The following is a 12,774-nucleotide window of genomic DNA, read 5'->3' as shown; positions in this document are numbered from 1 at the left end:
AGAGGTGTGTCGAATAATCTGCACGTGATACACAGTTTATTTGACACACCCGGATTCTTTCATGAATGTTATGCAGTCCGATTCCATTCGTTGAATTATCCCCTCCGCCTCCGTTTTGGATTACATCCCGGACCTTCTTCAGTTTATCCGCATCCATACCTTTCCCCATATCGGTCATCTCAATATAAGCGCAGCTGCCTTTTATGTATGCCTTCAGATAAATCGTTGTGTCTTCCGCCAGTTCATCCAGCCCGTGGGCAATGGAATTTTCTGCGATGGGCTGCAGGATTACCTTGGGAACCTTCAGGTTTCTTATGGAATCCTCAACATTTTCGCTGAGATTGATATAGTAATCATATCTTATATTGCATAGCTTCAGATAATTTTCCAGATAGGAGATCTCTTCCTGTAAGGTAACACTGTGACTGTCAATCTGCAGATTGTAGCGAAACATTCTTGCCAACGCCAGCAGCGCATCGGATACATTGTAAATCCCCTTGACTTCCGCCATCATCTTAATGGAATCCAAAACATTATAAAGGAAATGGGAATTGATTTGCTTTTCCAGGCTTCTCAGCTGTGCTTCTTTTATCATGACCTCCCTGTGGATGCTGATCTCCATCAGCTGCTTTACCCTGCCGAGCATCCGGTTATATTCCATAGCAACCGCATTGATTTCCACCTGCTCCAGCCTGGGAATTTCCACATCCAGATTCCCGTTCTCCACCTCCCGCATACACTCAGAAAACACATCAAAATCGTGCAGCAAACGCTTCACAATACTGTTGATAGCTTTCAGCAAAAGGGCTGTCATAAGAACCTCTGTCACCAGAATTACCATAATCTGCAGCGCCATAGCCTGATACTGCTTCTGCACGGAGGTAAGCTGCATGAGAAAAATACCCGTTTTTTCATTCCTGCTGACGGACAGCAAAACGGGAGAATGCTTCCACATACTATGATATATCTGAATTCCCTGTGTATCATATTCCTCCAGGGAAGCAAGCCCCATCATATCCACCAGATTATTTATGGTAATATCACCGAATTTTCCCTCTGTTTCCATGCCTAAAAGCCTGTTTTTTGAATCAATCAGGAAAACATCCTGGTTCTGCATAGTACTGTAAAGTTCCGGTACAATCGCCTTCATCGGCAGCATTATCTCAAAAATGCCGGTCAGCTCGCTGCTGATTCTAATGGGAATGACATAAGAAGCCATATTTTTTTCAGTATAATAGTCTGAATAGGTCCCGTAGGACTGTTTTTCCGTCACGTTCATATACCATGCGCCGTTATAAGTAAGGGAGTTTCTGTCTTCATACCAGAGACTGTCCTCCGCCCTGTCCATCCTGTACAGATAGGAGGAGTATTCCCTGAGTTCAGGATAATCCAGATGAATCCTTGCACTCTGTACCTGACTGATGCTGGTAATTACCCTGAGTGTTGATAATGTCTGCTCCTGAAACAGATACCGGTTATATTCCCCCAGGCTCCCGTTAATGGCCGCCTTCCCAACCTCAGTAATAAAAGTGGTATCCGACCACACTGTTTTAGCCATTAATTCTATGGTATTCATCTCATAATTCATATCGTCCACTCTGTTCTGAAGCTCTTCGTATACCTCATCCTGGATTTTGCCCACCTGATTTTTGTAGATGACAGGAAGTGAGATGCATGCCAGACAGATCAGAGGCAGAAGGGAAAAAAGCAGGATAGAAAACCTGACCTTTTGATGCAGTGTCATATTCGTGTAATTTCTCTTTATCTTCTTTACCATGACATTCTCCATTTTCAGTTTTAGTACGGCAGTTTTGCCGGCAGAATTAATTTGTATAATCGACTTTCACTTTGTATCATACCAGAAAACTACTGCTTTTTCATTCAAAATCAATCTGTCCGGCCGATTCCCATAAACAGGACGTAAACTCAGGCCCGGCCCGCAGATAAGCCGGACACAGCAAAAAAGGAAATACATATTGGTTCTAAAACCCAAAATATATTTCCTATATTACTATCACTTTTATGCTAAAACAAACCACAGTAAAAATATTCTATACAATCTACGAATACAATATCATACCGCCGTTTTCCCGGTATCCACTGTTCCACAATTCCTGAAAAGACAAATACCGGTAACCTCCATAGGTTGTTTCTTTTACATAAAGCTCCCCCTCGAACTCTTCATATCCCGTCAACATGAACCAGTGCCACAGCAAATCTTTGAATTTATTATTCTTATGCCGAAGCAGCAGATACGGAATCGGGAACTTACTGTCAATCTGATTCTTTACCACCTGCATTGCTTCCTGTACCGGATTGGAATCTGAGTAAGCACCCAACTGCAAATCCGTATTGCCAATATCCCGAAGATACCTCCCCATTCCATCCACATAGATATCCAGCCGATCGATTCCTTTCAACCTTGGCCGCAGATATGGCTTCATCAACATGGAAAAATCCAGATAATCACTCTTATTAAGATTTTTAATATCAAACGGATACAGCTTCTTCTTCACACCTACTTTTTCCATTGAAATACAGCTGTCACAAGCCGCGGCGGCAGCACATCCGCCCATATGCATCCAATAATCCCGAAACCAGTCCTGATTCCCGCCAAATGAATTTTCTATATAAAAATACTCCAATTCCTTTTTCATACATGTCCGCTCCTGTTCCTGTATAAACAAGCTTCCGGGTTCCTCATTTTCCTGCCATTCCTTCATGATATCCAGAGGGAAGCAGTCCTCTACGACAAACTTATTATACAACGAAAAGGACCTGAGTGACAGACTTTACCATATCTTTTAGCCTGCCCTCAACTGCCTGAAAACATCCTTTCAATACAATTTCTTTTATGCTGCCGCAGTCCCGTCCCTCGTCAGAGCGTCGGTTGTATCAATCAGGACTACCAGCATATTTTTCGAGATTATACCAAATATATGGACCAATTGCCGCTTAATTATTTAATTTACTAAAATGATGAAAAAATCGGGACCAGGCTATCTTCCAAATAGCGCCTATGTGAACAAAATCGTCTATGTACAGTATTTCTTTTTTTGTTTATTAACCACTGAAGGCAGCCCGAACATAAGATATGTAGCTTCTCACGTCCGGGCTGCTTTTCGAAATAATAAAAGTTCGGGGGCCCTACCGTATAATAAAATATCAGCAGACAGGTCAGGGGCTTACTGACGGCTTCAAAAAATGCAGCCGCCTTTTATACATATAATAATCTCCTGGGGTATAGTTTTTTATTAAATATATAGTCTATTTTAAAATTTGTTGTGGTAAATCCGGATTTTCCGAAAAGTGCTTCAGTATTACAATATCCTCACAATCCGAAGTATTTGTTATCCTTACGCCTCTTTCCGCAGCACTCTGTGTAACAAAAAATTCGTCATTGGTAAGCCCACCATACCGAATCATCTGCGGTGTCTCCAGCCTCCATTTCCCAAAGGTACCGTTTCCCTGAAGTGCAATCATTCCATAGGGTGCATGATCCACAATTACTACAGACTGCCCAGGAAAAACTGTAAGCCGTTTAGCACAGACCGTTTTACATTTATAACAAATCCACTCTTCCCGATAGCCTCTTCTTTTCATTTCTTCTTCAGAAGATACCGGGAAGGGTTTCATAAAATGATGCCTGTGGAACTCAGGATCCGTATTAAGTTCCCAGTCAATGACATCCAGCAGATATTCATAATCCCCTCTTTTATCTTCAGGACAATTCTTCCATAGCAAATCTTCTTCCAGTACCTGGCCATTCATAAGTACGGACTGATACATGGCATATACGTCCGAGGCAAACTGAGGTTCATACGTACAAAGACTTCCCGGCGCATGCATTACTCCCGGTGGTACATCATAACCGGTATCCAGTACCAGTTTATATGCGGTGGATAAATCCAGTATTTTATTATCTCCTCTTGCAAAATTTTTCAGAGCATCCAACACTTCCTGTTTTGTTGTTTCGGGCCGGAATCCAAAAAAAGTAAAAGGGAATTCACCCGCATGATTATTCAATTGGCTCGGAAAAAAGTACATTTCCGGTTTTCCGGCCGCTCCAGTTCTTCGCGCATGCTCCTCCCTGTGATGGATATGATGAGGAAGAGGACCTGCATTATCAAAAAATTTAGAAAACATAGGCCAACAGCCATATTTATTCCAGATATGTTCTCCGACGACCTCTGCCCCCAGTAATTCCACTGCATCCTTTAGAAGCAGCCTTTCTTTTCCTTCCCTGTCAACCACAATATAGCTCATTCCCTCATCTGGAGACGTTTTCGGACCATTCTCCGCCCATGTCGTTGAGGAAAGCCAACGTTCATCAATTCCTCCCCTATCTGCTCCCAGCGCATAATAATCGTCCGGATGCAGCTTAATTCTTTTGCCGGGCCTGCAGAAGGAACGGGATACCCATACCGGTGCCAATCGGAAAATTCCTTCCCCTTCCTCAATGGCCCTCTTTGCCAATTCTTTTTTATCCATGCTTCCTCCTATCTGCTTCTTGTTTTTACTTCCGGAACATAATATCCGTAATAGAAACCTGCAAACCGCAACGTTGGACACGAACGTGATTCGTCAATAACTACTTTTACCGCATCCGTTTTTACAGGCTCAAATCTGCATATTTTTTTATGTCCTACAGCCGTACCTTCAAAAATCTCCTCCCACGCTCCTTCAGTCCGATATAGAATACGGAACTTTTCAATCCTTTGACTCTGCCTGATATCCTCCATAAGCATACAATAATCAATTGTTTTTTCACTGGAAAACATAAATTCCAGTTCAGCAGTTTCTTTTCCAGCAGCCGCTTTCCAGTAGCCGTCCATATTCTGGCTTCTTACTGCCTCAACAAGTCCATCCTCAGCGCAGCTGTCTGCCTGAATAATTGCATCCTCTGCCAGATTATATGAGAAGGTATCTCTGATAAAACATCCGATTTCATTCAGCCTCTTCACGTCATTTTTTTTGAAATATCCTTCCCGGCATGGTGGAACATTTAATATCAGGTTAGCATTAGCACCAACTGTATTCAGATAAATATCCAGAAGTTCATCCAAAGGCCGTATACGATTATCATCATGCTCCATATAAAACCATCCTGGACGTATCGACGTATCGACTTCACAGGGATACCAAGCAAGAGGGCCAGCGCCCTCCAGAGCTTTTCTGCTTCCTAAATCTTCCATTGTAGAATTCACCTGTTTTGCCCTGAATTCCTCAGTATCTTCCTGCTGGGAAAGTTCCGCAACACATTCAGCACTCATCAGCTTTGCGGGAACTACACTCCACTCCTGCGCCCTGTGCCAACCGGCTTCATTTCCGCACCAGCGGACATCAGGCCCCGCAACACTGATAACCGCTTCCGGCTGCTTTTCCCGTATGAAGGCATAATATCTTTCCCAATCATACCTCTGTTTTTTTCCATTCTTTCCTTCTCCGCAGGCGCCGTCGAACCAGACACAGAATACTTTTCCATAGCCTGTAAGTATCTCATCCAGTTGCTGTATAAAAACGTCATTATAGCTTTCAGTACCATAGGCGGGATGGCTCCTGTCCCAGGGTGACAAATACAGTCCCAGCTTCATATCATATTTCACACATGCATCAGCAACCTCTTTCAATAAATCCTTTCCATAAGGCGTATTCATAATATTATAGGACGTTGTTTTTGTATCCCACAGGCAGAAACCGTCGTGATGTTTACAAAACATTACGATACCTTTCATTTCTGCCGCTTTCATACTCACTATCCACTGTTCCACGTCCATATCCGAAGGATTCAGTATATCAAGCGCTGCGCTGCCATCCCCCCATTCTATTTCCAGATAGGTGTTCAAACCATAATGCAGGAAACCGTAGAACTCCAGTTCCTGCCATTTCAGCTGACGTTCACTGGGCACTACTGCAATCATTTTTTCTATATTCTTATCCATTACTTTCCTTTCCAGGCACACTTATCCCTTAACTGCGCCTACCATAATTCCTTTAACAAAATATTTCTGCATAAAAGGGTAAACCAAAAAGATTGGCAGGGATGCCAGAACAGTAATCGTCATACGCACTCCTTTGGAGGAAATGGTAGATACCATCTGGCTGATTCCTCCTGAATTTACAGAGTTCTTAATCTGTTCCGCCAATCGCTGTGCTTCATTCAGATAGTTATATAAAAGGTACTGGAGGGTTGTCAGGCTTTCCGTTCCCCTCGTATAAATATGGTTATCAAACCAGGAATTCCACTGTCCGACTGCCACAAACACAGCTACAGTAGCTATAATTGGCTTTGATAAAGGCAGTATAATAGCAGTAAATACTCTTACATACCCGGCCCCATCAAGCCTGGCTGACTCTTCCAGCGACTGAGGCAGCTGTTCCACATATGTTTTTATCAGAACAATATTATAAGCAGAAATCAACATTGGCAGAATATATACCCAGAAATTATTCAGCAGCCCATAAGACTTGATTACAATGAACGTGGAAATCATTCCGCCATTAACATACATAGTTAAAATCAGAAAACGATACACCCATTTGCGTGCCGGCATTTCATTCTTGGTAAACAGATACCCAAGAAAGGAACAGGAGAGAACTGCTCCGGCTGTTCCCAACACCGTTCGGAGTACTGATATCAGCAGCGCATGAAAAAAACCCTGCAGTTCAAAGATATCCCGGTAGTTGGAAAATGAAAAACCTCTAGGGAGAAAAACAGGTGGGTTTACATCCACCAGTCCTGGTTCACTGAAAGAATAAATTATGATATACCAAAATGGATAAATGCAGATAAAAGTAATCAGCAGCATAAGAAGATAATTACATAGCAGAAAGATTTTTCTTGACATAGAAGTCTTGCTTTTTTTTCTTTTCATTTTCTCTTCCCCCTATATTACCGTATTACCGCGTACTTTTTTTGCTATCAGGTTTGCCAGCACTACCAATGTTATACTGACCACAGATTTTACAATACTAATTGCCACCCCATAGGAATAATCCAAATTTTCCAATCCAATTCGATAAACATACAAATCCAGTACTTCTATGTTGGGAGCTGTTACGGAATTTTTAAACAGCATATACTGTTCATAGCCTGTATTCAGGAAATTACCAATATTAAGTATAAAAAGGACTACATAGGTTTCCATTAAAGAAGGCAGTGTTACATGTACCGCACATCGCAGATATCCTGCGCCATCCACTCTGGCCGCCTCATATTGCTCCTGATCGATACCTGCAATAGCAGCCAAATATATAATGGAATTCCAGCCCATAGACTTCCACTGTGCCAAAAAAGTCTGTAATCCATAAACGTCTTCCCTGGAACTGAGCAGTGACTGTCCCTGTCCTCCTAACTTTTCTAATAAGCCTGTAAGCAGCCCATCCGACGAAAATAATGAGAAAGCCAATGAAAAAATGATTACCCAGCTGATAAAATTAGGCAGTGTTGTGAATGTCTGAACAAATCTGCGTACCGGTCCATTTTTTATCTCATTAAGCAGTATTGCAAATATCATAGGCAATGGGGACAAAAGTATGCTTAAAACTGCGAAAACAGCAGTATTTTTTAAAGCACGAAGCACATTTGAATCCCTGAACATCAGCCTAAAATATTCTCCTCCCAGGAAATCACAATCCTGAAGCGGAACACCGGGAACATAATCAAATACGGAATAAATCCAACCGAATATAGGAATGTAATTAAACAGAAACACCAGCAGCATGAACGGCATTGCCATAATCAGCAGCTTATATTGCCTGCCATGCTTTTGTCTTTTTAATGCGGTTGCAGCCATGGGGCCTCCTTTCCGGGCCGGGCCGGCAGTAGCTTCTCTGCCGGCCCGTAATGTCTATTCGATATTTTCAAGTCCTTTTAAAGTAGTTTCCCAAGCACTCTGCCACCAATCTACAGAATCCTGTGCCCCTGCATCCTTTAATTGATTTATCAGCTTTTCTTTTGCCGCAGCAAATGCAGCATCATCTTCCGCCTGAATTAAATCCGGGAGTGCATTCATAGTCAGTTCCTCACAGTTACTGTCAATCCTGACAATATCTTTAGGCGTTATCTCAATACCAATACGGATATAGCTCTTGCAATTACTCAGATCAATCCCTTCTCCTGATTCTATTTTGTTTTTAAGCAGATCACTGGGAAGAGACAATCCCAAAGTTTCACACATATCCTTTTGTGCGGCTGTCAAGCTGTCCGTTAACACATCTGCTTCGTTCCACAGACTGATCTTGCCCCCGTCCGCTGCCACGTTATTCCCGTCAAATCCTGCCATATCACTGAAGGTTGAACCAATCCCGGATTTTTTCCACTCATCCAGACGGTTTCCGTCCATCTTAAGCTGTATGGTATCCTGTGTTAATTCTGGTGTGCCTTTTTCTGATTTCTCCCATCTGCCCTCTACACCGGAATCAATAATACGAGAACATTCCTCACTCTGGATATAATCCAATACCATAACTGCACGTTCTACATTAGGACTGTGGGATGATACGAAGAAATATTTACCAGTCCATCCTGCACGATTTTGTTCATTTGTCCACCCTAATTTTGCAGGAAGTACAACATACTGATTCAGGGTTTCAGGATCTCCAACTCTTTGCTTCTCATTATAAACTCCGAAATGCCAATCGACGATACCTCCAAGATACTGTCCCTTTGTATATTTATCTCTTAAATCTTCCTGTTTCGTAATAAAACAATCCGGATCAAGCAGTCCCTCTTTATATAGCTTGTTATAAAATTTAACTCCAGACCAGAAAGGTGTCACCACCTCCGGATTTCCTGCATCATATAAATCAGGTACCAGTTCATTTGTCAGTGCATTCTGTACATATATGCCTCCCTCCAAATTGGCATAGCCTTCATTCAGGCACCCTTTAAAAAAATAAGAAAACAACTGCATATCGTTCATAACACCCAAAGCATATACCGGCAGCCCTTCCTCTGTTTCCGGGTATATTTCCTTCATCTTTTTCAGAGCTTCTATATATTCATCATCATTGCTTATTTCAGGACAGCCGATTTGTTTATACAAATCCCATCTTACAACATAACCATAATTCAAATTTGCGCCGTAGCTGGGATCTGTATCCTTCATCAGCACACGAGGTGTTACAAAATAAAGCTTGCCTTCTCCATTGCTTTTGAAAGTACGTATAACGTCATTCCGAAAAGACATTTTATCAGAATTGATATTTTTCGCTATATCTCCATATGTATCCAGATCTACAGCATGTTTCCCCTTCAACACACCTGCAATATGATCATCATTTATCTGAACGATATCACATGTTGTTCCTCCCGATAAATCAAGATTCAGGCTTTCGTTATCATACGGTTTTGTCTTGAGAGTTACATTAAACTTCTCTTCAATCTGCTGTACAATTTCAGTTGGCCAACCTTCTACCGTATCTGAAGAAACCATATTGATTCCGCCTATAGTAATTTCCACATGTTCTGATAAATCAGCTGTTTCTGTACCGTTATTATCGCTTGTTCCTTCTGGCCTGGTTTCAGACATTTCCGTTGTTGTACCTGCTTCTGTTGTATTTGCAGCAGCTGTATCTGTCGTATTACCCGATGTACAGCCGGCCAGCATTCCTGTCATCATTACCGCCACTGATAATACAGCGATTGCTTTTTTTGCTTTCATAAGCCCCTCCTACATTTCTCACTGCGTAAAGTTCCGGAAACTTTAAGTTGTTTGTCGTTTACGATATAATTATATTTTTTCGGAGGTATTTTTATATGATATTTCTTTATTACTATATATCTTTTCTTTTTATTTATATGATTTTTCTTTCAACATTGACTTATTTCGCTTTTATATATACATTTTTACCAATCATTTTTCTCCAACATTTCTTTTTGTATTTTATTACAGAAGGTAATATAGCATGCCGTACTCTCAATATCTGATTCCATCCAGATTCTTACTGTATCGCCATATAAAAGCCTAAGTCTTTTATAAACATTGGAAAGTCCTATAGTGCTGCTTGTCTTTTGCCCTGATTTTAAAAATATATTTAATTCTTCCAGCTTATCTCCATCAATCGGAGAACCATCATTACGAATAACGATTTTAAATATATCCTCTTCTTTTATTATGTGTCCGGTTATACTCTTTGTTGTATTACAGCTTTTGCCATGGACAAAGCAGTTTTCAATAATAGGCTGCAGTACAAATCTCGGAAATTCCTCATCATATAATTCCTCAGAACACTCCATCTGATATTCCAGACAGTTATCAAAACGCAGAGACATCATTTCAATATAATCCTTTAAAAAGTCCAGTTCATCCTTCAGCTTCCATGTAAAATCCGGGTTTCGAAGTACCGGTTCTATAATCCTGCTTAATATTACCAAAGCATCTGCCGCTTTCGTATTTTTGGTCATCATTGCCATCCATCGGATAGAGTTCAGAGAATTATACAAAAAATGGGGATTCATCTGATATTGAAGTGCCAGCAGTTCTTCTTCTGATTTTTCCTTCTCTGCCTTCTGTAATCTGTCAATATAATCCTTCAGTCTCTGTACCATGTGATAAAACTGGCGGTTCAGTTCACTCAGTTCCGGCCATCCTTCAGGAATCGGTTCCGAAATATCAAGCTGCTCCTTTCCCACGCAATCCATTTGTTCCATTAAAGTCTGAATCGGCTTTGTATATCTCTTGCTCCAGACTGCCGCAATTAATATCATGCAAAGAACAGCTGCCACTGCAATCATAATACCAAAATTTCTGATGTCTCTTGCTTCTTCCAGATACATATTTTCCGGAAGAACATTAAGAAGCCTCCATCCATAATAGGATAAACTGTAATCAATAATTCTCATCCCTTCTTCTGCTATATAAAACGTATCAATCAGCTCCTCCCTGGTGGATGAAATAACCTGATTCCTGGAATCAAGCAGAAGAGCATCACTATCATTATAAATAGCCTGATTATAACATTTACGCACTTCCTTCTCATCTAGTGCTATAAGCATGAAGTTGTCCTTTTCTGCTTTTTCTTCCTCATTTAATGCTTTAATTCCTACAATAACCGGGCGGTTAACCGCCGTATACAATATCCCATTATTCCCTGTATTCAGGTCATTCCCGGAAACCCATACAACATATGGATACGCTTTCTTACTTTCTGCAAATAACTCACTCAATTCTTCTGAAATTACTTCCACTCCCGCCCGGCTTTTCTTTTCCACAGTCGATAAAATTGTCCGCCCGTCCCCATTCATAAGCGCGACACTATACAAAGTGCTGTCGGAATTTAATATTTCGTCAAACTCCTGTATGATGCTCCGCAAATATATCGGCTGAATTTTTCTGTCGCGTACCACATCCTGCCCAAATTCATAAGCTAAATCATTCATGGAAAAACGACTCATTTTTTCCGAAGCACGCTCCAATAACTCCTTCAGTTTATTTTCGGATTCCTGAAAAGTAATATATGTAATTTTTTCATCATTGCTCTTTAATTTGCCGAGAAAATAATTATAAGTTATCCCAAATAACAAAGTAATTACGGCAATGATACCTGCCAATATGGATAACAATACCTTTAACCGCCAGTTTATTTTTCTTTTTCCCATCTGTTCTTCCTCCAGGCCGCAGGCGAAGTTCCCATTTTCTTTTTAAAGAAACGGCTAAAATATTCCAGATTCCGAAAACCATTTCTTTCCGCTATGGCAAGTATTTTATCATTTGTATTTTCCAGTTCGTCAAGAACATGCTTCATCCTGATCTCATTTAAAAAATCCACATAATTTTTTCCGGTTTCACTTTTAAACAAGTGTGAGAAATAGCTGGCGCTGATTCCGACAACATTTGATATACTCTCAAGGCTCAGAGCATCCTTATAATGTTCCTCCATGTAATTTTTTGCGTTCAGTATAAGCTTTTTTCTGTCATCACTTCTAACAGGAAAATCCTGTTTTCCCTTTTGCAGCAGTCTGCAATAACTGTTGTAAAGACTCTCCATCTCTGTATTTTTTCTTCTATCCAGAAGCGATATACAAAAGCTGATTCCCAGATAGGAATCTATCGAATGCCGTATTTTCTGTAATTCAATTTCCAGACTGTCCGAGTAACAAGTCAGAGCACAGAAATCCTCCTCGTTGATTTTCACGACAACTGAACGCGGAATATTTCGTTCTACTACATCATAGATAAATTTATATCCAAGTTCATTAATCATTTCATGATCCTCTTTCCTGAGGCGAAACATAATAAGTTTCTTCACCTCTTCAGGAACAAACGAATCTCCATTCTTACATGTCATCTTTTCCCAGCAGGGTTCTTCTCCGCTTATAAAATAATCGCGCAGAATATCCTCCGTTGTTTTTTCTTTTCTTCCTACTTCTTCCGGCCACATCCTTTTCAGATAACTCTGCACTTTTTCCAAAATCCCTGATATTTCTTCCATAGTCATACTGGCTTTCAAAATATATCCACTGATATGATATCCCATCATACTTCTCAACGCCTCAAAATCATTCATACAGGTAATAATAATTATGGCGCAATCCTGATCTATTTCCCTTATTTTACGTATCAGTTCATATCCATCCATACCTTCCATACGAATATCAGTTATTACCAATTGAGGCCGGACTTTACAAAATAACTCATATGCCTCTGTTCCATTATCTGCCTGTACTGACAGCTCCATATCATATTTTTCCCATGGAATTGAATTCTGCAGTCCCAACCGGACTAACAGTTCATCCTCCGCAAATAATACTTTATACATACCCTATCTCAC

9 protein-coding genes are annotated in these 12,774 nt (G+C 40.7%); all 9 read right to left on the bottom strand.

Going from position 1 to position 12,774, the window contains the following annotated elements; genetic code table 11:
* Nucleotides 1-1,777 (bottom strand): sensor histidine kinase (locus DXC51_RS26380; protein ID WP_181970206.1); only part of this gene is annotated, 1,777 nt, incomplete at its 3' end.
* Between the two features lie 283 nt (nt 1,778-2,060).
* A complete protein-coding gene (locus DXC51_RS26375; RefSeq protein ID WP_025490404.1) occupies nt 2,061-2,657 on the bottom strand; it encodes a hypothetical protein in 597 nt (198 codons plus the stop codon).
* A gap of 610 nt (nt 2,658-3,267) precedes the next feature.
* Entirely contained in the window at nt 3,268-4,491 is a 1,224-nt protein-coding gene (locus tag DXC51_RS26370; RefSeq protein ID WP_025490403.1) for a cupin domain-containing protein, read from the bottom strand.
* Nucleotides 4,492-4,499: 8 nt separating this feature from the next.
* On the bottom strand, nt 4,500-5,942 hold the full coding sequence (locus DXC51_RS26365) for an alpha-L-fucosidase (protein WP_025490402.1): 1,443 nt from the start codon (nt 5,940-5,942) through the stop codon (nt 4,500-4,502).
* A 21-nt stretch (nt 5,943-5,963) separates the two neighbouring features.
* Nucleotides 5,964-6,875 (bottom strand): carbohydrate ABC transporter permease, encoded by a 912-nt coding sequence (locus DXC51_RS26360; protein ID WP_102289887.1) that lies wholly within the window; start codon nt 6,873-6,875, stop codon nt 5,964-5,966.
* Between the two features lie 12 nt (nt 6,876-6,887).
* Complete coding sequence (locus DXC51_RS26355) at nt 6,888-7,796, bottom strand: ABC transporter permease (protein WP_025490401.1); 909 nt, start codon at nt 7,794-7,796, stop codon at nt 6,888-6,890.
* 54 nt (nt 7,797-7,850) lie between these two features.
* Nucleotides 7,851-9,665: a type 2 periplasmic-binding domain-containing protein gene (locus DXC51_RS26350; RefSeq protein WP_025490400.1), complete on the bottom strand. Its 1,815-nt coding sequence runs from the start codon at nt 9,663-9,665 to the stop codon at nt 7,851-7,853.
* Between the two features lie 185 nt (nt 9,666-9,850).
* Nucleotides 9,851-11,602 (bottom strand): cache domain-containing sensor histidine kinase, encoded by a 1,752-nt coding sequence (locus DXC51_RS26345; RefSeq protein ID WP_025490399.1) that lies wholly within the window; start codon nt 11,600-11,602, stop codon nt 9,851-9,853.
* Nucleotides 11,584-12,762, bottom strand: a complete 1,179-nt coding sequence (locus DXC51_RS26340; protein ID WP_025490398.1) for a response regulator transcription factor — start codon at nt 12,760-12,762, stop codon at nt 11,584-11,586. Before DXC51_RS26340 ends, DXC51_RS26345 begins: the two co-directional genes overlap by 19 nt.
* Between the last annotated feature and the right edge of the window lie 12 nt (nt 12,763-12,774).

It is taken from the genome of Eisenbergiella massiliensis, from assembly GCF_003435485.1.
This window is presented reverse-complemented; position numbering and strand designations above follow the sequence as displayed.